Source organism: Lentiprolixibacter aurantiacus (assembly GCF_026241225.1).
GTDB lineage: Bacteria > Bacteroidota > Bacteroidia > Flavobacteriales > Flavobacteriaceae > Lentiprolixibacter > Lentiprolixibacter aurantiacus.
In genome coordinates, this window is sequence record NZ_JAPFQP010000002.1 from 248,640 (window position 1) to 271,927 (window position 23,288).

Here is a 23,288-nt window from a genome sequence, read left to right on the forward strand (position 1 = left end):
TAAATAAAATAAATCGTTTTATGCCTATTGTAATTATTCGGAACGATCACAAAACCATGGCCTGGAAAGAAGCCCTTTTAAAGGCAGACCCGGAGCTGGAAATATATGCCCATGACGAGGAGCATGATCCCGAAAGAATAACCATGGCCATAGTTTGGAAACCTCCCCATGGGGTATTATCACATTACCCCAATCTTGGAGCCATAGCTTCATTTGGAGCAGGAGTGGATTTCCTGTTTGAAGAAAACAGCTTACCAGAAGGTGTGCCTATTACCCGTGTTGTTGATCCGGTTCTGGCAGCCGATATGTCTGAATTTGTGACTGCGGTTATCCTGGCACAGCTGAAAAACTTACTGGTCTTTAAACATATTCAGCCCAATAAAAAATGGTTGCCTATGGAATACAGGCGTATAAGCGAAGTTTCCGTAGGCATTATGGGATTGGGAGAATTGGGTTGCCGACTGGCTGTAGATCTGGTTAGATTTGGTTTTAAGGTCAGGGGATGGGCCCGTTCGGAAAAAGATATTGACAAGGTTTCCTGCTTTGCTGGTGAACAGGGCTTGACCTCGTTTTTGTCGGGCACGGATTTGCTGGTTTGCCTGTTGCCACTTACCCCTGATACGCGTGGAATACTGAACAAAGGACTTTTTATGAAGTTGCCCGAGGGAGCCTATGTTATCAATGTGGCCAGGGGCGGTCATTTGGAAGAGGATGATTTGCTTGAGGTGCTGGAACAGGGACACCTTTCCGGTGCTTTCCTGGATGTATTTTCCCGTGAACCACTTCCTGAAGATCATCCTTTCTGGCAACATCCGAAAATAGATATGAGTCCTCATGTTGCCAGTGTATCAGATGTCAATTCAGTAGTTCCTCAGTTGCTGGACAACTATTATCGCCTGCAAGAAGGGCAGCCCCTGAAAAATCAGGTATCCACATCCCGTGGATATTAATTGATAACTTTAAGAATCGAAATTTCGTTAACGGACAAAAATCGGCTAGTTTTGCAAAATTGGAGCGGTGAGAGCTCTGCAAATCACGTATTAACTTAACCCTACAAGTCGGCATTTTTTGCGAGTTCAGACGGAAAATATAGAAAAAAAGCTGTACGATTATCAGCTGCAGGATCTCAATGCCATCTTCAAGGTCCTTGAAGAATCACCAGAGAACTTAAACCTTTTATACCAATTGCCCACCGGCGGTGGAAAGACAGTAGTTTTTTCTGAGATTACGAGAAGGTATATCGCCCAGAAAAAGAAAAAGGTAGTGGTCCTCACGCATCGCATTGAGCTCAGTAGGCAAACCTCCCGTATGCTGGATGGATTTGGAGTGCAAAACCTGATCATCAACAGTGATGTTAAAGAATTGCGCGATCAGGATGAATATCAGTGTTTTGTGGCTATGGTGGAAACCCTGAACAACAGGCTGCAGGAGGAAATGGTGGAATTAAAGAACGTGGGGCTCGTTATCATCGATGAGGCGCATTACAATTCCTTTCGAAAACTCTTTAAATACTTTGAAGAAGCCAATATCCTTGGAGTAACCGCCACCCCACTGAGTTCCAATATCAAGCTCCCCATGAAGGATCACTATAAAAAGCTGATCGTAGGGGAGTCCATTGCCTCATTAATTGAAAAGAAATACCTGGCCAGGGCCAAGGTCTATTCCTATGATGTAAGCCTGAGGTCGCTAAAACTGGGTATTAGCGGAGATTATACGGTAAAGTCCTCTGACGAGCTCTACAGCACCCAGAATATGCTCGGCAAGCTGATGGAGGCTTATGAGGAAATAGCCAAAGGCACTAAAACACTGATATTCAACAATGGTATCAGTACGTCCCGCTATGTATACGAGGTGTTTAAAAAAGCGGGATACGATATACGGCACCTGGATAACAAGAATACCCCATCCGAACGACAGGAAATATTGAAATGGTTTTCGGAAACCCCGGATGCCATTCTGACTTCTGTGAGTATACTCACCACCGGTTTTGATGAACCAACGGTTGAAACCATTATCCTGAACCGTGCTACACGCTCTCTTACGCTTTATTTCCAAATGATAGGAAGAGGCTCACGCATACTTCCCAATAAGGATGAGTTTACGGTGGTAGACCTTGGGAACAATATGGCGCGTTTTGGAAAGTGGGATGCTCCCATAGATTGGCAGGAAATATTCCACTTCCCTGATTTCTTCCTGGAAAACATCAAAAACGACGAGGAAATTGAGCGGGAATTCGTCTATGAAATGCCACCCGAGCTTAGGGATGAGTTTGCCAAATCGGAGTCAATAGACTTCGATATAAAAGAAGAATATAAGGCGGCTTTCGCCAAAGGTATCAAAAGTAAAACCGTCCTGGAGCGGAGTATAGAACAGCATGCCCGGATTTGTGTGGAAAACAGCGAAGATGTTTTCGACGCCCGCATCCTTGCCAAGAAACTCAAAGAAGAAATATCTTATCGCGTGAGGCAATATTGCTACTGCATCATGAACAACACCAAGAACTACAAGGATTGGTTGGAGGAAGATTACGAAAGGAAATTGCGGCTTAAAATCTCCCAAATGTTTGCCGCCCGGATGTAATGAAGATATGGGCAGGCAAAAACTACTGATTATAGGGCATTCCTGGCCAGAACCAAAGGCAACTGCAGCAGGGGTCCGAATGATGCAGCTCATCGATTATTTTTTAGAATTAAAATGGGAGCTGACCTTTGCGTGTACTTCCGCAAAATCAGACAAGGCAGCAGACCTCAATGCCCTGGGTGTAAGTTTTGTACCCATCGGGCTGAACGATGAGCAGTTTGATGTTTTTCTAAAGAACCTTAATCCTGATGTGGCCCTGTTTGATCGTTACATCACAGAAGAACAATTTGGCTGGAGAGTAGCAGAAACGCTGCCTCATTGTGTTCGTGTTTTGGATACAGAGGATTTGCATTCTCTGAGGATAGCAAGGGAAAAGGCTGTGAAAGCTGACCGGGCATTTGCTTTAGCCGACTGGTTTAAACTGGATCAGACCAAAAGGGAACTTGCCAGTATCTACCGCTGTGATTTATCCCTCATCATTTCAGAAGTGGAGATGCAGCTGCTGCAGGAGCAGGCTGGTGTCCCATCAGAGCTATTGCTTTACCTGCCATTTTGGATCAATAGAGAAAGGCAATCTGCTGTGGAGCGCCCCGGATACGCATCCCGGCAGGGCTTTATGTTTATAGGCAATGGCAGGCATCAGCCCAATACAGATGCTATTGCATATCTGAAGGGCAATATTTGGCCAATTATCAGGGAACTTATGCCTTTTGCCCATATTGATATATACGGAGCCTATCTGCCGGATAAAATTTTGGCACTTCACCAACCCAAAGAAGGCTTTCTAGTAAAAGGGTATGTTGAAGACGCGAACAGGGCAATGCAACAGGTCCGGGTTAATCTTGTACCACTCCGGTATGGGGCCGGTCTGAAAGGAAAATTACTCCTGGCACTGGAGAATGGAACGCCCTCTGTGTCCACAACAGCCGGGGTAGAGGGATACTGGGATCCCAATGATGCTCCTGGATTTACCTTTGATGAACCCCGGGAATTTGCCAAAGAAGCCGTTCGGCTATACACCAATGAAAGTGACTGGACATCAAAACAGCTTGAGGGAGATAAACTTTTAGTCAGAAAATTCAGAGGCGATAGCTTGCGAATGGAATTATCAAAAACCCTGAAAAACCTGATAAATCAGCTTGAAGCGCATCGTTTGCGGAATATCTTGGGAGCCATGTTGCATCATCACAGCATGCAGAGCACCAAATATTTATCGAAATGGATTACTTTAAAAAACCAGCTAAAAAGTCAGCATCCAGGAACCTGAAAACAGCATAAGTCAATATCTTTAACGGCATAAAATAAAATATAATGAAAGCGGATTGGAAAACGGTAAAGGAATTTGAAGATATAACCTACAGAAAAAGCAACGGGGTGGCCCGTATAGCGTTTAACAGGCCAGAGGTACGCAATGCCTTCCGACCCAAAACAACCAGTGAGCTTTACGAGGCATTTTATGATGCTCAGGAAGATACCAGCATTGGCGTGGTATTGCTTTCCGCCGAAGGACCTTCCCCTAAGGACGGCGTATACGCCTTTTGTAGCGGAGGGGATCAGAAAGCAAGGGGACATAAGGGATATGTTGGCGAGGATGGCTATCACCGGCTGAATATACTGGAAGTACAGAGGCTCATAAGGTTTATGCCCAAGGTGGTTATTGCCGTGGTTCCCGGCTGGGCCGTTGGGGGAGGTCATAGCCTGCATGTAGTATGTGATCTAACACTTGCCAGTAAGGAACACGCCATCTTCAAACAAACAGACGCCGATGTAACTAGTTTTGATGGAGGTTATGGATCTGCCTACCTTGCCAAGATGGTAGGACAAAAGAAAGCGCGCGAGATCTTTTTCCTGGGCAGGAATTATTCCGCTGATGATGCTTATGAAATGGGCATGGTCAACGCCGTTATTCCCCACGATGACTTGGAGGAAACTGCTTACCAGTGGGCTCAGGAGATCCTTGAAAAATCCCCAACATCCATAAAAATGCTGAAATTCGCCATGAACCTCACCGATGACGGGATGGTTGGGCAGCAGGTATTTGCCGGCGAGGCAACTCGTTTGGCTTATATGACCGATGAGGCCGTTGAAGGCAGGAATGCGTTCCTGGAGAAACGCAAACCCAGCTTCGGCAAGGACAAATGGATTCCTTAGGAGCGGGCAGAGGGGTCTGAAACTAAAAAGAGCCCTGTCTTTTACGATCAGGACCCTTTTACGAGAACACTATATGAAAATGAAAAAATTAACTCCTTGATTAAATACATAGTAAACTTACCCGCTTTAATCAGGGAAAGGAAATTATTGTTGTCAGCAGGGCCTTTTTTGTGGTGAAGCACCTATTTTCTGTTATTAGTTCCTTTTTCAACTAGGGAAAGGCTGCTACTATTTCTGCAAGGAAGGTATGTAAATCAAATTCCGGGTATTCTGCCAGCCCGGTTCTGACGATCACAAGGTCCTTGGAAGGAATGATAAAGACATGCTGCCCCTGGTAACCGTTGGCCATATATAGGTCGCGAGGTACTCCGGCGTACATGCCACCAGCATTTAACCAGAAATGCGCTCCATAGGTTCCATCTGAGTGATCTGTAGGCCTGGTAATGTATTCCACCCAGGTTTCATCGAACAGTTGCTCTCCATTCCAGTTTCCATTGTGCAGATAGAGCAGACCGAACTTACCCCAGTCCCGGGTACTGGCCCAGGCATAAGAGGAACCCACAAAATTGCCGGCCTTGTCTGTTTCGATCAGCATGCTGTGCATCCCTATTTTATCTGCCAGTTCGCGATAAGGCAAATTGAGGTACTCCTGGTAACTGCCAGAATGCTTCCTAAGTATGCCGGAGAGCAGGTTAGTAGTGCCGGAGGAATAGTTCCAGATATCACCGGGTTTGCCCAGGGGTTCTTTGGTTTCCTGGGATTGGGACATATCCTCAGACATAAAAAGCATGCGGTTTACATCGGAAAGGGAATTGTAATCTTCATCCCAGGCCAGACTACTTTGCATACGAAGCAGATGGTTCAGGGTAATGTTTTTACGACTGTCCTGCTGCCAGCTCATTATGGGTGCAGGACTGTTCAGCTCAATCCTACCCTGGTACTCCAGTATTCCATACAGGGTGGCCAGAACACTTTTGGACATTGACCAGCCCAATACAGGCGTATCCGGTCCAAAACCATCCACATAACGCTCTGCAACAACGTGATCCTTGTAAATTACCAACATTGTCCTGGTTTTTTGTATTTCGGGATCTTTAAAAGCCAGGTCTACAGCAGCCTCCAGTTTTGGGTAATCTATTTCTGAAAAGAGAGAATCCTTTTCTGGCAAATGACCCAGAGGATAGGGTAGGGAATCAAATTTTATGTCCCGAATGGGCTTCGGGTAATCATCCTCCAGTTCATAATCATCATTAAGGAGCAGCCCTCCCAAACCATCCCTGAATATGGCTCTGCGCTTCTTCAGTCCAAAAACACTTGCCTCAGCACCTTTGCTATCCAGGTCAATTTCTGCATTGGCAAGTTTAATCAAGGGAACACTAAGGTCTGCTGCTTTCACGGATTCGGCCTGTCTTCCGGAAATAAAAACCTGTGAAACCAGGTATTTGGATGAATATCCGGAAATGATGTTCAGTTTGGGGTATTGGAAAAATACGGTAATTGCTAAGATAGCCAGTAGAACCAGCAGGGTAATTTTTAGCTTTTTCATATGATGATGTTTATTTGCAACCAAAAGGTGTTTTGTAGCTTCCCTACAACGAATTTTTAAAGGTATATTTGGAAATCGAGAAACAAAAATAATGGCAAAAAATATTGGTGGAAATGTAATGGCTGACAAGAAAAGCCTGCATCCTGTATTTACTTTTTTACTTCTTGGCCTGTTATTCTCCTGTGCTAAACCCAAGCAGGACCAATTGTTCCGGGAAGTTTTACCTAAAGATAGCGGCATAGTTTTTACTAATACCCTTACGGAAAGCTACGCACATAATATGCTGATGTTTTCCAATTTTTATACCGGTGCTGGAGTAGGTGTTCTTGATGTAAACAATGATGGATTGCAGGATCTGCTCTTCGGTGGAAATCAGGTAAGTAGTAAATTGTTTCTCAATAAAGGAGGTCTGCGTTTTCAGGACATCACTCAAAACGCAGGGCTGGAAACAGATCGCTGGATCACTGGAATCTCTGTCGTTGATATTAATGCAGACGGCTATGACGATATCTATCTTTCGGTTTCGGGATTTATAAATTCGGGCAATACGGAAAACCTCTTGTTTGTCAACAATAAAGACAACACTTTTACGGAAAAGGCTGCTGTCTATGGATTAAATGAAAAAGCGCAAACTACGCATACCAGCTTTTTCGATTATGACCGGGATGGAGATTTGGATGCCTTTATGGCCATTAACCCTACAGATTTTACACTCTATTATATGAACCGGGTTAAAAAACCGGCTGTAAACGGGGAGGCCACAAGCACTGACAGGCTTTACGAAAACCTTGGAAATGGAAAATTCAGGGAGGTGTCCAGGAAAGCCGGAATTCTCTTTGAAGGTTATAGTTTGGGACTCAACACCTCAGACTTCAATGGAGATGGCTGGATAGATATATATGTTACAAACGATTTTATCACGAACGATATCCTTTACCTCAATAAAGGCGATGGCACCTTTGAAAATGTATTGAAAACGTCCTTAGATGTGACCAGTTACGCTAGCATGGGCAATGATGTTGCCGACATTAACAACGATGGTTTGCTGGATCTTTATACATTGGATATGCTTCCTGAAGATAGCTACAGGGAGAAGACACTGGTAACAACTACCAATTACAACTTCTACCAGATGGTCCTGAATATGGGATATCATCCGCAGTTTAGCCGAAACGTTCTTCAGCTCAATAATGGTGATGGGACATTTTCTGAAATAGGGCACCTGGCAGGAATTTCCAGGACCGACTGGAGCTGGAGCCCGCTTTTTGTTGATTTTGACAATGACGGTTTAAAGGATTTGTATGTCACTAACGGTTTCAGGCGTGAACTGGGTAACCTGGATTACATTAATTATGACGAGTTTTCCCCCTTTGTTAACCCTGGATCAGACATCAAAAGACAAATTGAAGAGATCAACAACACCCCTGGCATCCCATTAGCCAACTATTCCTTCAAAAACCAGGGTGATCTTAACTTTGTGAATACCACTAAGGAATGGGGGTTCGACAAGCCAACATACAGTAACGGTAGTGCTGTTGGGGATTTCGACAATGATGGGGATATGGACCTGGTGATTAGCAACATTGACATGCCGGCTATGTTCTATGAAAATCTGAGTAACGGTAAAGACAATCATTTTGTCAAGGTGAAGCTGCAGTATCAGGGTGAAAATTTAAATGGAATAGGTGCCAGGGTCTATCTGGAGGGCAAAGATGATCAACAACTAGTGGAACTAAATCCGTACCGTGGTTACCTCTCATCCTGCGAACGAACTATACATTTTGGATTAGGCACCGCTAAAGGGGAAAAGAGGTTAAAAGTTGTTTGGCCTAATTCAGAAATCAGCTATCATGAAATTTCCCAGGCAGATAGCTTGTTGTTCATCGCCTATAGCGACATTGTCCCGGTTATGGAGCAGAAGGAATTACCTCTGACTGAGCCCCTTTTCACAGATATTACCGATGCTTCCGGCCTAAATTTTGTCCACAGTGAAAACACCCAGGTAGATTTCCATCAACAATTTCTGTTGCCACATCAGCATTCCAAACTGGGTCCGGGTCTTGCCGTTGCCGACGTTAATGGAGATGGCATTGAGGATTGCTTCATTGGAGGTGCTAAAGGGCAGTCGGGCAGGCTTTTCCTGCAACAGCGGGACGGCACCTTTAAAAATGCAGGAAATAGCTTTGATATCCAATATGAAGATATGGGCTGCCTGTTCTTTGATTTTGATGGAGACGGCGATCAGGATCTTTATGTGGCCTCCGGTGGTGCTTCAGCTCAGGGGGAATCCGATAGGTTCCAGGACAGGCTCTATGAAAATGATGGAGCCGGGAATTTCAAAAGACATCAAACTGCCCTCCCTGAATTCAACTTCAGTACGGCTGCTGTAAATGCTGCTGATTTTGATGAGGACGGAGACCTGGACCTGTTTGTTGGAGGTCGTGTTATACCAGGTTCATATCCGCTTACACCTCCAAGTTTTATTTTGGTAAACGAAGATGGCAGATTCATTGATAGAACAAGCGAAGTGGCACCGGAATTATCAGAAATAGGTATGGTTAGCCAGGGGATTTGGTCTGATTTTGATGCAGACAATGATCTGGATCTGATTGTGGTAGGGGAATGGATGCCCGTTACGGTTATGGAAAACAGGGATGGGAAATTTGTCAATAAAACAGAAGAGCTGCAATTGGGTAAGACCAATGGGTTTTGGAATAGCATTACGCCATCGGACCTGAATGCCGATGGCCGAATTGATTATCTTCTCGGAAATCTTGGCGCTAACAATCAATACAAAATTGATGAGGATACACCCCTGGTTCTAAAAGCCAAAGATTTTGATCAGAACGGTTCTGTAGACCCAATTCTATTCAAACAATACATAGACGGTTTTCGCCCTGTACCATCCAGAGATGCATTTCTGAGTCAATTGCCGAATATGCGCCTAAAATATCCCAATTACGAAAGTTATGCCCTTGTTGATCAGGAAAACCTGTTCGAAGACCCGGAAGCCTGGGAAGCCGATATGGAATTAAAGTCCTACACCGCTCATCATTCGGTTTTGCTCAATCATGGTATGGATAGCCTAATACTCAGCAAACTTCCCAACAATTCGCAGTTTGCTCCCCTGTTCGGAGCATTGGCAATAGACGTCAATGCAGATGCTTCAGATGAGCTATTTATGACAGGGAACCTATTCTCTAACAATGTTATAGATGGTCCTTTTTGCAGTTTTATAGGCGCCTACATGGAATACAGCAGTGATGAGATAAAGGTACATCGCGGCAACACTAAAAATGGATTTGTGCTTAAAGGCGATCGAAAGGCCCTTGGATTAATACAAATGGCAAATGGCAGCCTGGCAGTGATTTCAACCCGCAATGACGACAGTTTAAACTTGTTGCAGATAAATGTGCCTTTCAATACGCGAAAATTTCGCCCTGAGGAATCTAAAGCAATTATCAGGCTGGCCAATGGTAAGGAAATTGTAAGGGAGGCCTATTACGGATCCGGCTATCTTTCCCATAGCAGCCGCGTATTGCTGTTACCTGAATCATGGGTGGAAATCCGCTTTTTTTCAAGAGAGGGTCTTACCCGTACAATTAATAGAGAAGACTCATGAAAGAAAACTTCTTTCTTGTACTTTGTTTTTTGCTGATTAGTTTTTCCTGTGCAACTCCAAAAAGAATAATAGTTGACAAACCTATTTTATTCAACTCTGAGAGGGAGGCACTAACCCTGGAGTACCTGAAAAATCGTTATGGCCTTGATCAGGATACCCCTGATATAGCCCCCAGGATGATTGTGCTGCACTGGACGGCTATACCAACTTTGAAAGAATCCTTCGATACCTTTAATTCCTCTCAATTGCCGGGGGCGCGTTCGGATGTACAGCAGGCCGGTTCCCTGAATGTGTCTTCCCATTTTATGGTAGACCGGGATGGAACTATCTACCGCCTTATGCCCGAGACTACCATGGCCAGGCATGTCATTGGCCTGAACCATTGTGCGATAGGAGTGGAGAATGTGGGAGGTACAGCCGATACACCCATGACCAAAGCACAAATTAGTGCTAATATCTTCCTGGTTAATTACCTGGCTAATAAATATGATATTGAGTACCTCATAGGCCATCACGAATACACCCGCTTTGAAGGGCATGAGTTATGGCTGGAAAAAGATGCCGGCTACCGCACCGAGAAGGAAGATCCGGGACCTGATTTTATGCGGAAAGTTCGCCAGGCTACCAAAAATTTAAATTTCAAACCGATACCGAATTAAATCGTCTTATGAGAAAAATAACAGTATTGTTTTGCCTGAGTTTGGGTCTTAACCTCTCCTGGGGACAAAATGAAGCATTTACTTCCTCCCTGTACGAAACCTATGAAGAGTTTAAGGAACCTACCCTCGATAAAAGGAGAATAAAGCACAGGGACATTCAGCCCTTGATATCTAAATGGAAATCAGATCCAGCTATTAATGTTACACAGGTAGGTGCCTCCATAGAGGGCAGGTCCTTACAACTGATCAGTATGGGAACTGGAACTACAGATGTTTTCCTCTGGTCTCAAATGCACGGAAATGAACCCACAGCTACCCAGGCGATCTTCGATATATTGAATTTTTTCGCAGGATCTTCCTTTGAGGCTGAAAAACGGGATATCCTGTCCCAATTGAAAATCCATTTCCTGCCTATGCTCAATCCGGATGGGGCCGAGGTATTCCAACGGAGAAATACCCTGGGTATAGACATTAACAGGGATGCACTGAGGTTGCAATCGCCAGAAGGACAAACCCTGAAACGAGTGCGTGATAGCCTGGAAGCGGATTTTGGATTTAACTTGCACGACCAAAGTACGTATTACAATGCAGAACGTACGGAAAAACCGGCGACCATATCTTACCTGGCACCTCCATTTAATTACGAGAGGGATGTGAACGAGAGCAGGGGGGCAGCCATGCAGGTAATCGTCTATATGAATAACATCATACAGAAATACGCCCCGGGTCAGGTTGGTCGGTATAGCGATGAGTTTGAACCTCGGGCCTTTGGGGATAATATCCAGAAATGGGGCACAAGCACCATTCTGATCGAATCAGGGGGTTATCCATCAGACCGCGAAAAACAAGAGATACGGAAATTGAACTATGTCTCCATAATTTCCGCACTCTATACCATTGCCAAAGGCAATTACAAGGATATCCCACTGGAGGATTACGAAAAGATCCCTGAAAACGACAGGAAACTGTTCGACCTGAAAATTGAAAACGTGACCTATCCTTTATTGGGTAATGATTATATCATGGATATTGGGATCCACCGACTGGAAGTAGACCTGGAAGGCCACGATGATTTCTGGTACAGCAGTCGGATTATAGACCAGGGCGATCTATCGACGTATTATGGTTATGAAACTTTTGATGGTGAGGGGTATACCATTGTTCCGGGCAAGGTTTACCCGGAAGTGATGACAGCTAATAACTGGTCTACAAAAAATGTATTAAATTATTTAAAGCAAGGGTATACCTACATCAAGGTTAAAAGAACGGATGCAGACCAATTGTATTCCATGCTACCATTGCATATGGTCAAAGAAGGCTATGAACTTCCTGAATTCCGGCTGGAAGTAGGTCGAAATCCAACTTTTATACTCGAAAAAGAGGGTAAACCGGCTTATGCGGTGGTAAACGGATTTTTGATAGATCTATCCCTGGATACTACGAGACTGTTTATCCGCTGGAAAGCAGGCAAGGCCAATGCAATGATTTTTCGTTAATTAAATTAAAAAAAAGGCACCGGACTAGAGATGGCGCCTTTATTTATTCCTTACTAATTTTACTTACTAATAGCCAAAGCTAAAGTGGAGGTCATGCGCATTTTTCAACATGAATACCAGCATGGCAAAAAGGGTCAGTACAATTGATGAGAATAAAGAAAGTATTATACTTTTTGACATTTTCGACAAGGACCCTATCGGACTCTGTTTGATTATTTCGTTTAAAACATCCATAGCGATTTTTTTATTTGTTAAACAATTCTCTTTTTTAGGATGTATATAGTTGTTTTGTTTTGTTGTTGTGTATATAAAACAACGCACAAATAAAAAACCCTACTTCAAAAAATAAAAACAGGAGGCTATAAACCTCCTGTTATCCGTGCAAAACTTTGATGTTTATTCGCAGCCCGAAGTAAATCCTGTGGCGTCGAATTTGGTTTGAACAGCTCCCTGCAGATTGTTGTTGCTCACCTGTATAGCCAGGTTGTTTTCACCGCTGCCATCGCGTTTTGGGCTGCAGTATTCAAAGAGGTAAAAGCTATTAGCCTGTTCAGATACCCGCTGTGAAATATCATTAAAGGTGGTTTCCAGTTCTTCCTTATTCCCGGCAAAAACGCTGAATGTTTTGCCTATGTCGGTCAGCACCTCTGTGTCTATTTCAGCCCCCAGGCCGATGCTAAAAAAGGATATGTTTGGATCTGCCCGGTTTACCTTGTCAAGCGCGGCACTTTTGGAATACCTTGAAGCCTGATCCGTTCCATCCGTGAACAGCACCACGGACGCAGCGCTGATGAGATCTTCTGATTGTCCGTCTGCCAGCAGGTCTTCAGCAATATCAGTAGACTTGATTACGGCTCCGTAGAGGTCAGTGGAAGGATCATTGCTGATATCCGGGGTTATACCGTTGACTGCGCTGATCAGCTCCGCTGTGGAATTGGTGAGTGGATTCAGCAAATGCAACTTATCTTCCCCATCAAACCAGTAAATGGCCATATTGAAGGAAGGAGAAGCGACCGATGGCATTACGTTTTCAATAAAGCTGATGGAAGCCTGTTTCAATTCATCCAGGCTGTTGCTCAATACACTATTGCTGAGGTCCAGTACCAGCAAAGTGTTATTTCGGAATACCTGGGAATTAGGCGATATCCTGGCGAAGGATTCCGAGGATGAAATTGTATTGAAACAATCGTCATTTCTGCCCTGCTCATAAATGGTGAATTGCGATGCCTGTAATCCGGACACCGGATTTCCATTGGTGTCTGACACTTTAAAGAGTATGGATACCTTGCCCGGAAGTGTTGTAAATTGTTCCTGTATGGATAGGATGAGTTGATTGTCGCCCAGGTTCAGGCATTCATCAACAGGCTGTCCCTTGCCGAGTCCATCCAGGTTAATGTCAAACCGCACATCGTCATCGGCGTTGCTGCAGGAAAATAAAAGGAATATACAAAGCGTAATGCTGAGGGAAAGGATAGATTTCATTTTCTTAGGTTTTCGTTTCTTCCAACAGAACGCCCGAAATCCCATTTAAGTATGAGGGAGGAAAACTTTATATAATTTCCTGCTGCTGATCTTTAAATTGTCGTAAATTGGAAAGGCACTATCACTAATTTACATAGACTATGGGTTACAGAATCATGATGTTGGTTGCTGTTTTTTCAGCAACCTTGCTTTCCCTTCAGGCACAGGATAAACTTCTCGCAAGACTGGGATATCCCGAAGGCACTCGCCTGTTGATTGTCCATGCCGATGACCTGGGGGTATCGCATTCGGAGAATATGGCAAGCATTAAAGCTCTGGAAGGGGGAATTGTCAATTCGGCCAGTATAATGGTACCCTGTCCCTGGTTTCCTGAAATTGCATCCTATGCAGGCCAGAACTCCGAAGTAGACCTGGGGCTGCATCTCACCCTGAACAGTGAATGGAATTCCTATAAATGGGGACCCGTTTCCTCAAAGGACTTGGTCCCCAGCCTACTTAATGACAAAGGGTATTTTTATTCATCGGTAGACAGCCTCATGGCCGCTGGACAACCTGATGAAGTGGAATTAGAACTCACCAACCAGGTAAAGAAAGCCCTTGAAGCCGGAATTGATGTAACCCACCTGGATGCACATATGGGCGCAGCGGTGAGTAAACCAGAGTTCCTTGTGGCTTATATGCGCGTTGGGCGTGCTTTTGAGCTACCCGTGCTTTTGGATAAAAGGGTTTATGAGTCCGGGATTCCGGAAGTCCAAAACCTGATTGATGAGAATACTGTGATAGTAGATAATATATTCACCATGGGACCTCAGGATTTCGAAGCCGGCGTGGCTAGCTACTATAACAGAATACTCAGGGAATTACCTTCGGGCCTTAATTGCCTGCTGATTCATTTGGCTTACGATAACGAGGAAATGAAAGCAATGACTACCGGACATAGGTACTGGGCTTCAGACTGGAGGCAGGCAGATTTCGATTATTTTACCAGTGAGGCCTATAGGAAGCTTCTGGAAGAGGAGAATATCAAACTCATTACCTGGCGGGAATTAAGGGACAGGATAACCAGCAATAAATAGGAATTTTAACAATAGATTTTCACAAATCCCTGAGGCAGAGCGCTTTTTTTTTGATAATTTTAAAGGGAATCTGTGATTGTATATCTTTCATCTAAAATCAACACTTATGCCAACTTATCAATTAACGGTCAATGGAAAGTCACATTCTGTTGATGTCAGTGAAGATACCCCCCTGTTGTGGGTATTGAGAGATCATCTGGATCTTGTGGGAACAAAGTATGGATGCGGCATCGCACAATGCGGTACTTGCACCGTTCATGTGGATGGTACTGCCGTGCTTAGCTGTGCGCTTAAAATAGATCAGGTAGGGGGAAAGTCTGTAACTACTATTGAAGGGCTTTCCGAAGATGGATCCCATCCGGTACAACAAGCCTGGAAGGAAGTTGACGTACCTCAGTGCGGATACTGCCAGGCAGGTCAGATCATGAAGGCTTCTGCCTTTTTAGAAAAAAACCCTGACCCGAGTGAGGAAGATATTAAGAGAGCCATGAACGGCAACCTATGCCGTTGTGCCACCTACAATAGAATTTACAAGGCTGTTGAAATAGCAGCTGAAAAAATGAAATAAACCTTTTAAAAATAAGAACAATGGCAAATCAAAAACCTTCTTTACAATTTAGTAGAAGAGCATTCATGCGCACCAGTTCTTTGGCCGGTGGAGGCCTTTTAATTGGTTTTAACCTTTTCCAGGCTTGCAAACCAGAAGCAAAAGCACCAATGAACCTTGCAGCACTGGATTATAGTAATTTCAATGCATTTATAAAAATCGCAGAGAACGGGGCGATCACTATCTTCTCACCAAACCCTGAAATAGGGCAGGGGGTTAAGACCTCAATGCCAATGATCATCGCCGAGGAACTGGATGTGGCCTGGGATATGGTCCATGTGGAACAGGGCATTCTGGATACTGAAAATTATACCCGCCAGGTAGCTGGAGGAAGCCAGTCTATCCGACTGGGTTGGGAACCGCTGAGGCAAACAGGGGCAACTGCCCGTCAAATGCTCGTCAATGCCGCAGCTGCCCGTTGGGGTGTGGAACCATCAGAATGCACCACTAGCGAAGGTGTGATCACCAGTCCTTCTGGTGAAACCCTGGGATACGGTGATGTTGTAAATGAGGCTGCACAGCTTGAAGTTCCTGAAGAAGTGACATTAAAAGACGTAAAAGACTTTACCATTATTGGAACGGATGCCAGCAATGTGGATATAGATGAGATTATCACAGGCAAGCCATTATTTGGCCTGGATTACAAAGTGGACGGAATGGTTTATGCTGCCGTGGTCAGGCCTCCTGCTTTCGGTCTGAAGCTGAGTTCCTTTAACGCAGATAAGGCTAAGGCCATGCCGGGGGTGCTCGACGTAATTACTATTGGAGAAAAGGCCAGGAAATTAATAGGTGAAAATCCGGGAATTGCTGCTATTCTGAATGGTACCGACAAAGTTGTGGTAATTGCAGAAACAACCTGGCAGGCCATGAAAGCCAAAGAAACTATTGAAGCCGATTGGGCAGAGGACACCAAACTTGAGAGCACTGAAGAGCACGATAAGATACTGAGTGACCTTCTGGATGGGAATAAGTTTAACACCATGCGCTCTGATGGTAACATCAAAAAGGCCTTTGCTGAGGCCGATGAGATCCTGGAGCGAACCTATGAATCGCCTTTCCTGCCGCATAACACTATGGAACCCATGAACTTCTTTGCGGATATCAGTGATACAAAAGTTCATCTGGTTGGTCCTGTCCAGACACCGGAATGGAAAGCAGGGGCAGTTGCTCAAATGCTTGGAAGGGAACCTTCTGAGATATTGCTTGAGATGACACGACAGGGGGGTGGTTTTGGGCGCAGGCTTTATGGTGATTTTGTACTTGAAGTGGCCGAAATAGCCGATGCGATCCGTAAACCTGTTAAAGTGGTATATACTCGTGATGATGATATGGCTGATGGCATTTACCGTATGGCTATCAAATATCGCATTAAGGCCGGGGTTAAAGATGGCAAATTAACCGCCTACCACCTCAAGGAGGCTGCGGTGAATTCAAACATGTATGGATTGATACCCAACTTTTTCCCAGCCGGGGCCATCGAAAACTATCAGGTGGACGTAGCCAAATACGATTCTAATATTACTACCGGTGCCTGGAGGGCACCATACACTAACTTCCTTGCCTATGCAGAGCAAAGCTTCTTCGATGAGCTGGCGGAGATGATGGAAGTAGACCGCGTAAAGCTGCGATTAGACCTCTTGCAGAAAGTTAAGGGAACTACAGACGACAGGATTCAGTATTCCCCGGAACGCATGGAGAAAGTAATCAATACCGCTGTGGAGAAATCGGGCTGGGGCAAACAACCCGAAGGTGTATACCAGGGATTTGTTAATTATTATTGCCATAACAGCCATGTGGCAGAGGTTGCCGATGTAGTCATCGAAAATGGCACTCCGGTAGTTAAAAAAGTAACATGTGTAGTGGATTGCGGTATCGTTATCAATCCCCTAGGAGCCAAAAACCAGGCTGAAGGTGGCGTAATAGACGGTATTGGGCATGCAATGTACGGAGAACTGGCGTTTGAAAATGGACGGCCTACGGCTACCAATTTCAACAATTACCGGCTGATTCGCATGATGGAAGCACCTGATGTTGAAGTGCATTTTATCAAGAATGATTTTGCACCTACAGGATTGGGAGAGCCTACATTACCTCCTGCTGGTGGAGCCATAGCCAATGCATTCAAGGCTGCAACCGGAAATAGAATTTACAAACAGCCCTTTAGCAAATTCCCCGAACTGCTGAAGGTGCCTGAAAAGGAAATTTTAGGATAAATGACCATTTTATTGTTTGGAATAACCAAGGACATTGTAGGACAGCCTACTTTGTCCTTGTCTCATTCTGAGGCACAAGGCTTGCATACTGCAGGTGAACTCAAGGAATTCCTGAAGGATAATTATCCCGATATGAAGAAACTTAGTTCTCTTGCCGTGGCTGTGAATAGTGAATATGCACAGGATGAACATGCTATAAAAGAGGAAGATGAAATTGCTATTATCCCTCCTGTAAGCGGAGGATAAAGAAAAATGGACTATGCTTATTGATAATCACAATCGGGTTATAAATTACCTGCGTCTGGCCGTAACCGATCGCTGTAACCTGCGCTGTAACTACTGCATGCCTTCTGAAGGTATTGACTTCGCAAAACGTGAAGACCTGCTAACCATTGAGGAACTCAAAGCAGTAGGCCGCTCGATGGCAAGTATGGGAATTGATAAAATCCGGATTACCGGGGGAGAGCCTTTCGTGAGGAAAAACCTGATGGACCTCCTGCGTTCGCTCGCTGAAATCGATACATTAAAGGACATTTCCGTTACTACCAATGCTACCCTGATCGGACCCTATATAGACGAGCTCAAGACCCTGGGAATTACCAACGTTAATGTGAGCATGGATGCTATTAACAGGGAGACCTTTGAGCGCATTACGAGAAGAGATGCCTATGATACCGTACACGGAAATCTTATCAGGCTGATCACGGAAGGATTTAATGTTCGCATTAATTTTATAGTCCTTGAAAATCAGAATATACAGGATATTATTCCTATGCTCGAATTGCAAAAACGCTATAATGTCTCCGTTCGCTTCCTGGAAGAAATGCCGTTCAATGGTGGCACAAAGGGCTTCCAAAGCCTTAAATGGAATTATAAGGGCATCCTGGACTACATTAAAAACCACTATCCTGAGGTGCAAAAGCTGGTCGATCCTCCAACCTCTACCTCCCTTAATTACAAAATTCCGGGCCACAAGGGTAGTTTCGGGATAATCCCTTCGTTCAGTCGAACCTTCTGCGGAAGTTGCAACCGCTTGCGCATAACGGCCACCGGTGATGTAATTACCTGCCTCTATGGTAAGCCAATGATGAACCTGAGGGGCATTTTGCGAAATCCGGGACTCGATACAGATATGGAAACGGCTATCCGTGATGTAATCGGGAAACGGGCTAAGACTGGCCATGAAGCACAACAGGAATACAGCAAAGTATTCTCCAATTCCATGACCTCCATAGGGGGATAATCAGTAATTTTTTCGCACTATGGAGAATAAATCGAACTCTAATATTCCGCCACTTTATGGTTTGGTGCTGGCAGGAGGCAAAAGCACCCGGATGGGTCAGGATAAAAGCCTGCTGGAGTATCATGGCATACCTCAGGCCGACTATCTGTATTCCCTGCTGGAAAAAATATGTAACAAGACCTTTATGAGCCTCAGGGCTGATCAGCAAAATGGCAATAAGGGTGTAAATGCTATTCTGGATGAGGATCGTTACCGCGGGCCGTTTAATGGAATTCTAAGTGCGCATAACAGCCACCCTGAAGCGGCCTGGCTGGTTCTTGCCTGTGATTTGCCACTGATAGACGAAGCCAGCTTAAACCAGCTCATTGAAGCGAGGGATCCTGAGTTCGTTGCTACTGCTATGGCAACCCGAAAAAGTGGACTTCCGGAACCTTTGGTGGCCATTTGGGAGCCCAGGGGGCTCAATGCAGCCAGGGAATATTTGAAAACGGCCGAAAGTAGTTGCCCTAGAAAGTTCCTTATTCGCAATAATAGCAAGCTGGTCAACCCGGAAAAAGACCAGGTCCTGCTTAATGCCAATAATCCGGAAGAATATCAGGAAGCTTTAACCATAATTCAATCTATTTGAAATCGAACCGATACATACGGCAGACACAACTCAGGGAATTCGGCCCCCTTGCCCAGGAGAAACTGCAAAATGCTTCTGTTTTGGTAGTGGGCCTTGGCGGACTTGGTATTCCTGTTTTGCAGTACCTGAATGCAATGGGTATAGGCCGACTCGGATTGGTGGACAATGATATAATAGACGAGACTAACCTGCACAGACAGGTGCTGTACAATGAGGCAGAAATAGGGCAATCCAAAATAGAAGTGTGTCTGGCCAGATTAAAAGAGCAGAATAGCCAGACAATAATAGATGTGCATGAAACTTTTTTAAACAGGGATAACGCTCTGGGGATCATAGGAAATTACGACCTGGTTGTTGATGCATCCGATAATTTTCCAACCCGCTACCTGATTAACGATGCCTGCATAATTCAGAATAAACCCTTTGTGTATGGTGCACTTCACGGTTTTGAAGGCCAGGTTTCTGTTTTTAACTACAAGGGTGGACCCACTTATCGCTGTTTGTTCCCTGTAATGCCCGCTGCGTCGGAATTGCCCAGCTGTGATGAAAATGGTGTCCTTGGCGTTCTTCCCGGTATTATTGGGAATTTACAGGCACTGGAAGTGGTTAAAATGATTGCCGGAATAGGGGAGGTATTATCTGGTCGTTTGCTGGTATATAACGGTTTGAATACTACCATGCATAATATTCGATTTTCTAAAAATCCAAAGCATAGTAATATCTGCATTCTCCAGGAATCCTACCAGGTGCCATGCAGTAGTGATCTGGAAATAGATGCACTTAAATTGCAGGACCTGCTGCAGACTGATCAGCCACATTTGTTAATAGATGTCAGGGAACCCGGAGAATTTATGGAAGACCGTCTTGAGTCTGCCGTGAACATACCAATAGGTGAGTTAGAGGACAGGCAGATAGTATTTGATAATACCGATAAGGTTTTCCTGATTTGTCAGAGCGGTATACGGAGTATGCAGGGAAAATACATACTTCAAAAACGCTTTCCCGACGTAAAATTTATAAATGTACATGGTGGACTGAACCGCATTCGTGCTTCAGAACCCCTGGTATAAGAGAAAAGGCTTTAACTAAGATGATTCATTACAGCGAAGCTCTTGAACTGGTACTGCAGCATGCCCGAGACTACGGAATAGAGCGTGTACACCTGAAAAAGGCAGTTGGCCGGGTGCTGGCTGAAAACATCCAAGCAGACCGGGACTTTCCTCCATTTAACAGGGCAACCAAGGATGGCATTGTCCTGAATTATTCAGCTGTCGAAAATGGTAGAAGGGTATTTGAAATTAGCGGGATTTTGCCTGCTGGGACACCTGCTTCAGTACTGGAAGACCAGGAAACATGCATGGAAATTATGACTGGAGCTGTGGTTCCCTTTGATGCTGATACGGTTGTGATGTACGAACGCCTGCAAGTGGAAAATGGAATCGCTACTTTGCAATCCACACCAGAAAAAGGACAGAATATCCACTATCGTGGTAGTGATATAGGTAAGGGAGATGTTATACTCGAAGCAAACAAACGTATTACTGCTTCTGTAATTGGTGTACTTGCTTCTGTTGGTGTCTATGAAGTTCCTGTCAAAAAACTTCCGCGTGTAGCGGTCATCTCCACCGGGAATGAGCTCGTAGAAGTGGATATTATTCCGGAGGCACATCAAATCAGGAAATCTAATTCGTATGCATTGCATGCGGCACTGTCATCAGAAAAGATTGAACCGATGATGCTTCATTTGCAGGACGATAAGGATATTATCCGGCAGAAACTTAACTATCTGGTAGATGAGTTTGATGTCCTTTTGCTTAGTGGAGGAGTTTCAAGAGGTAAATACGATTTTATACCAGATGTCCTCCAGGAAATCGGGATTGAAAAAAGTTTTCACAGGGTATTGCAACGACCAGGAAAGCCATTCTGGTTTGGGATTCACCCCGAAAAAGGCACTGTGGTTTTTTCTTTTCCGGGGAATCCGGTTTCTACTTTTGCAAACTACCATTTGTATTTCAAACCGTGGCTGTTTAAGGGAATGGGACTTCCTGGGCAAACCAGGACTGTGGTACTAGGCCAGGCTATGGAAAATACGGGCCCACTTACCCTTTTTATAAAGGTCTCCGTATATTGGGAAGATGGTGTATTGAAAGCTACACCGGTTAAAACAAATGGATCCGGGGACTTGGTTTCCCTGGCCAAGGCAGATGGCCTGGTAGAACTCCAATCAAAAGCAAATGGCTTTAAGGAAGGCGAAGTGGTCCCGTATCATCCAATTTAAAATAATGAAATATGACACATGAACTTAAGAGAATAGTAAAGGCATTTGAAGAAGCGAATGGCAATAAAAAAAAGACCGTTCTTGCCACTGTGGTTCATGTGGATGGCTCTTCTTACAGGAAACCCGGGGTTCAGATGTTGATTGAGGAAGATGGAACAATGACCGGAGCTGTTAGTGGAGGGTGTGTGGAAAAAGAGGTTAATCGCCAGGCACAGGAAGTTTTCCTAACCGGTATTCCTAAAATCATGACATATGACGGTAGATACCGTTTGGGTTGTGAAGGTATTCTCTATATCCTCATTGAGCCCTTTATGCCCGATGATATTTGGATAGGGGAATTCTGGAAAACGATCTCAGAAAGGAAAAGTATGGGTTTCAATTGCTATTATCAGCTCAAAGAAGGAACACATCACTCTTACGGAAGCACCTTAAGGTTTCCTTTCGGTGATAGGGAACTTAGGCCTGGTTTTGCTGTTTCTGAAAGTTTAGAACATTTTGAATTTGCCTTAAAGCCCTGTTTCAAATTGCTCATAGTTGGCACAGAACACGATGCCGTAAAATTATGCGCTTTTGCCTCTCTGATGGGCTGGGAAGTCACTGTTGTTGCTGCTCCATCCGAACAGAAGTCCGTTCGGGATTTCCAGGGAGCTGGCCAGTTTTTGAACACAGTGCCGGAGGAGTTTAAGACCGATGCTATAGATTCTGAGACGGCAGTAATTTTGATGACACATAATTTTGCCAAAGACCTGGCTTACCTGCTGGCACTTAAAGATACAAAGCCAGCTTACCTGGGCCTCCTGGGGCCCGCTAACCGGCGTGAAAAATTGATGGAAGCCCTTATCGAGCGTTATCCGGAGGTTTCCGAATCTTACCTGGATCGAATCTGTGGCCCGGCTGGGTTGAATATTGGAAGTGAAACTCCGGAGGAGATCAGTGTTTCCATACTGTCTGAGATTCTGGCTGTTGTTCGCAAAAAAGATCCTATCCTGCTGAAAAATAAAAAAGGGACCATTCACAGCTGATGTCGCCAAGTATTCAAATCCTCATACTTGCAGCTGGCAGGGGCAGCCGTATGGGCAGCACAAAACAATTGCTCCCCTATTTGGACCGCACCCTTTTGGGTAGTGTAGTTGAGCGCGCCAATTCACTTTCCCTTGGTAAACCCATGGTTATTCTGGGGAATAAGGCAGATAAAATCAAAAAGTATTTAGCTGAGGAACAGGCAGATTTGGTAGTTAATAGCAGTTGGGAAAGAGGGATGGGCAATACCCTATCATATGGTGTAAAAAAAGCCGCTGCTACTAAACCTGAATTACAGGCTGTGCTTATAATGCTGGGAGATCAGCCTAAAATTAGCAAGACCCATTTATTGCAATTAATTCAGGAGTACAAGAATAAGAAATCACCCATAATTGCTACAGCTTATGCCCATGGTGGAGGTGTTCCGGCAATATTCGATAAAGCTGTATTTCCCGATCTCATTGATCTGGATGGAGATCGCGGAGCCCATAAAATAATCAGGAATTACCCCGCTACAAGACTATTGGTCCCTGATAAAAAAGAAGTATGGGATATAGACTCCCCGGAAGACTACCAGAGATTGCTGGACGGGGAATAGTGTCTTGAACATAGTTTGCAATTTCTTGTGGCAGATCAGCATAATCCCTTCATGAATCGGCATTATTGTTTTTGAAATAACGTACATTT

At 44.6% G+C, this 23,288-nt stretch carries 19 protein-coding genes; 17 read left to right on the forward strand and 2 right to left on the reverse strand.

All coding sequences use genetic code 11. The annotated features are described in order from the left end of the window. The first annotated feature begins 20 nt into the window (after window positions 1-20). The 4 genes from OO016_RS08240 to OO016_RS08255 all read left to right on the forward strand — a co-directional run bounded on the left by OO016_RS08240 (window position 21) and on the right by OO016_RS08255 (window position 4,731). Window positions 21-950: a 2-hydroxyacid dehydrogenase gene (locus OO016_RS08240; protein ID WP_266012322.1), complete on the forward strand. Its 930-nt coding sequence runs from the start codon at window positions 21-23 to the stop codon at window positions 948-950. A 118-nt stretch (window positions 951-1,068) separates the two neighbouring features. Then, window positions 1,069-2,580, forward strand: coding sequence for a DEAD/DEAH box helicase (locus OO016_RS08245; RefSeq protein ID WP_266012324.1), 1,512 nt, complete (start codon window positions 1,069-1,071; stop codon window positions 2,578-2,580). After that, a complete protein-coding gene (locus tag OO016_RS08250) occupies window positions 2,564-3,847 on the forward strand; it encodes a glycosyltransferase (protein WP_266012326.1) in 1,284 nt (427 codons plus the stop codon). Before OO016_RS08245 ends, OO016_RS08250 begins: the two co-directional genes overlap by 17 nt. A 44-nt stretch (window positions 3,848-3,891) precedes the next feature. After that, window positions 3,892-4,731 carry a 1,4-dihydroxy-2-naphthoyl-CoA synthase gene (locus OO016_RS08255; RefSeq protein WP_266012328.1) on the forward strand — a complete coding sequence of 280 codons (840 nt, stop codon included), beginning with the start codon at window positions 3,892-3,894 and terminating at the stop codon, window positions 4,729-4,731. 211 nt (window positions 4,732-4,942) lie between these two features. Here the strand turns inward: OO016_RS08255 and OO016_RS08260 are convergent, their stop codons facing one another. After that, the gene (locus OO016_RS08260) at window positions 4,943-6,277 is read right to left on the reverse strand and encodes a serine hydrolase domain-containing protein (RefSeq protein WP_266012330.1); all 1,335 of its coding nucleotides are present in this window, start codon (window positions 6,275-6,277) and stop codon (window positions 4,943-4,945) included. 91 nt (window positions 6,278-6,368) lie between these two features. Between OO016_RS08260 and OO016_RS08265 the strand changes: the two genes are divergently transcribed. The 3 genes from OO016_RS08265 to OO016_RS08275 are packed head-to-tail and all read left to right on the forward strand — an operon-like array spanning window position 6,369 to window position 12,054. Continuing rightward, complete coding sequence (locus tag OO016_RS08265; protein WP_266012332.1) at window positions 6,369-9,899, forward strand: VCBS repeat-containing protein; 3,531 nt, start codon at window positions 6,369-6,371, stop codon at window positions 9,897-9,899. After that, window positions 9,896-10,558 carry an N-acetylmuramoyl-L-alanine amidase gene (locus tag OO016_RS08270; protein ID WP_266012334.1) on the forward strand — a complete coding sequence of 221 codons (663 nt, stop codon included), beginning with the start codon at window positions 9,896-9,898 and terminating at the stop codon, window positions 10,556-10,558. Before OO016_RS08265 ends, OO016_RS08270 begins: the two co-directional genes overlap by 4 nt. A gap of 8 nt (window positions 10,559-10,566) precedes the next feature. After that, a complete protein-coding gene (locus OO016_RS08275; RefSeq protein ID WP_266012336.1) occupies window positions 10,567-12,054 on the forward strand; it encodes a M14 family metallopeptidase in 1,488 nt (495 codons plus the stop codon). Between the two features lie 396 nt (window positions 12,055-12,450). On the opposite strand, the gene OO016_RS08280 is transcribed toward OO016_RS08275, so the two are convergent. Further along, complete coding sequence (locus tag OO016_RS08280; RefSeq protein ID WP_266012338.1) at window positions 12,451-13,536, reverse strand: vWA domain-containing protein; 1,086 nt, start codon at window positions 13,534-13,536, stop codon at window positions 12,451-12,453. A gap of 140 nt (window positions 13,537-13,676) precedes the next feature. Here OO016_RS08280 and OO016_RS08285 point away from each other — a divergent pair, with 140 nt between their 5' ends. The 10 genes from OO016_RS08285 to OO016_RS08330 all read left to right on the forward strand — a co-directional run bounded on the left by OO016_RS08285 (window position 13,677) and on the right by OO016_RS08330 (window position 23,199). After that, a complete protein-coding gene (locus tag OO016_RS08285) occupies window positions 13,677-14,612 on the forward strand; it encodes a polysaccharide deacetylase family protein (RefSeq protein WP_266012340.1) in 936 nt (311 codons plus the stop codon). Between the two features lie 106 nt (window positions 14,613-14,718). Further along, a complete protein-coding gene (locus OO016_RS08290) occupies window positions 14,719-15,180 on the forward strand; it encodes a (2Fe-2S)-binding protein (RefSeq protein ID WP_266012342.1) in 462 nt (153 codons plus the stop codon). 20 nt (window positions 15,181-15,200) lie between these two features. Further along, the gene (locus OO016_RS08295; RefSeq protein WP_266012344.1) at window positions 15,201-17,432 is read left to right on the forward strand and encodes a xanthine dehydrogenase family protein molybdopterin-binding subunit; all 2,232 of its coding nucleotides are present in this window, start codon (window positions 15,201-15,203) and stop codon (window positions 17,430-17,432) included. Further along, window positions 17,433-17,678 carry a MoaD/ThiS family protein gene (locus OO016_RS08300; RefSeq protein ID WP_266012346.1) on the forward strand — a complete coding sequence of 82 codons (246 nt, stop codon included), beginning with the start codon at window positions 17,433-17,435 and terminating at the stop codon, window positions 17,676-17,678. A 13-nt stretch (window positions 17,679-17,691) separates the two neighbouring features. After that, a complete protein-coding gene (gene moaA, locus OO016_RS08305) occupies window positions 17,692-18,675 on the forward strand; it encodes a GTP 3',8-cyclase MoaA (protein ID WP_266012348.1) in 984 nt (327 codons plus the stop codon). A gap of 19 nt (window positions 18,676-18,694) precedes the next feature. Further along, entirely contained in the window at window positions 18,695-19,303 is a 609-nt protein-coding gene (locus OO016_RS08310; RefSeq protein ID WP_266012350.1) for an NTP transferase domain-containing protein, read from the forward strand. Further along, the gene (locus tag OO016_RS08315; RefSeq protein WP_266012351.1) at window positions 19,300-20,373 is read left to right on the forward strand and encodes a HesA/MoeB/ThiF family protein; all 1,074 of its coding nucleotides are present in this window, start codon (window positions 19,300-19,302) and stop codon (window positions 20,371-20,373) included. Before OO016_RS08310 ends, OO016_RS08315 begins: the two co-directional genes overlap by 4 nt. Window positions 20,374-20,393: 20 nt before the next feature. Beyond that, on the forward strand, window positions 20,394-21,581 hold the full coding sequence (locus tag OO016_RS08320; RefSeq protein WP_266012353.1) for a molybdopterin molybdotransferase MoeA: 1,188 nt from the start codon (window positions 20,394-20,396) through the stop codon (window positions 21,579-21,581). 11 nt (window positions 21,582-21,592) lie between these two features. Continuing rightward, on the forward strand, window positions 21,593-22,603 hold the full coding sequence (locus OO016_RS08325) for an XdhC family protein (protein WP_266012355.1): 1,011 nt from the start codon (window positions 21,593-21,595) through the stop codon (window positions 22,601-22,603). Further along, window positions 22,603-23,199: a nucleotidyltransferase family protein gene (locus tag OO016_RS08330; protein ID WP_266012357.1), complete on the forward strand. Its 597-nt coding sequence runs from the start codon at window positions 22,603-22,605 to the stop codon at window positions 23,197-23,199. Before OO016_RS08325 ends, OO016_RS08330 begins: the two co-directional genes overlap by 1 nt. Window positions 23,200-23,288 lie beyond the last annotated feature (89 nt).

What these genes read in the sequence shown, in the direction of transcription:
- OO016_RS08240 (WP_266012322.1), top strand. Translation starts at nt 21, where the DNA reads ATGCCTATTGTAATTATTCGGAACGATCACAAAACCATGGCCTGGAAA.
- OO016_RS08255 (WP_266012328.1), top strand. Translation starts at nt 3,892, where the DNA reads ATGAAAGCGGATTGGAAAACGGTAAAGGAATTTGAAGATATAACCTAC.
- OO016_RS08260 (WP_266012330.1), bottom strand. Translation starts at nt 6,277, where the DNA reads ATGAAAAAGCTAAAAATTACCCTGCTGGTTCTACTGGCTATCTTAGCA.
- OO016_RS08265 (WP_266012332.1), top strand. Translation starts at nt 6,369, where the DNA reads ATGGCAAAAAATATTGGTGGAAATGTAATGGCTGACAAGAAAAGCCTG.
- OO016_RS08270 (WP_266012334.1), top strand. Translation starts at nt 9,896, where the DNA reads ATGAAAGAAAACTTCTTTCTTGTACTTTGTTTTTTGCTGATTAGTTTT.
- OO016_RS08275 (WP_266012336.1), top strand. Translation starts at nt 10,567, where the DNA reads ATGAGAAAAATAACAGTATTGTTTTGCCTGAGTTTGGGTCTTAACCTC.
- OO016_RS08280 (WP_266012338.1), bottom strand. Translation starts at nt 13,536, where the DNA reads ATGAAATCTATCCTTTCCCTCAGCATTACGCTTTGTATATTCCTTTTA.
- OO016_RS08285 (WP_266012340.1), top strand. Translation starts at nt 13,677, where the DNA reads ATGGGTTACAGAATCATGATGTTGGTTGCTGTTTTTTCAGCAACCTTG.
- OO016_RS08290 (WP_266012342.1), top strand. Translation starts at nt 14,719, where the DNA reads ATGCCAACTTATCAATTAACGGTCAATGGAAAGTCACATTCTGTTGAT.
- OO016_RS08295 (WP_266012344.1), top strand. Translation starts at nt 15,201, where the DNA reads ATGGCAAATCAAAAACCTTCTTTACAATTTAGTAGAAGAGCATTCATG.
- OO016_RS08300 (WP_266012346.1), top strand. Translation starts at nt 17,433, where the DNA reads ATGACCATTTTATTGTTTGGAATAACCAAGGACATTGTAGGACAGCCT.
- moaA (WP_266012348.1), top strand. Translation starts at nt 17,692, where the DNA reads ATGCTTATTGATAATCACAATCGGGTTATAAATTACCTGCGTCTGGCC.
- OO016_RS08310 (WP_266012350.1), top strand. Translation starts at nt 18,695, where the DNA reads ATGGAGAATAAATCGAACTCTAATATTCCGCCACTTTATGGTTTGGTG.
- OO016_RS08320 (WP_266012353.1), top strand. Translation starts at nt 20,394, where the DNA reads ATGATTCATTACAGCGAAGCTCTTGAACTGGTACTGCAGCATGCCCGA.
- OO016_RS08325 (WP_266012355.1), top strand. Translation starts at nt 21,593, where the DNA reads ATGACACATGAACTTAAGAGAATAGTAAAGGCATTTGAAGAAGCGAAT.
- OO016_RS08330 (WP_266012357.1), top strand. Translation starts at nt 22,603, where the DNA reads ATGTCGCCAAGTATTCAAATCCTCATACTTGCAGCTGGCAGGGGCAGC.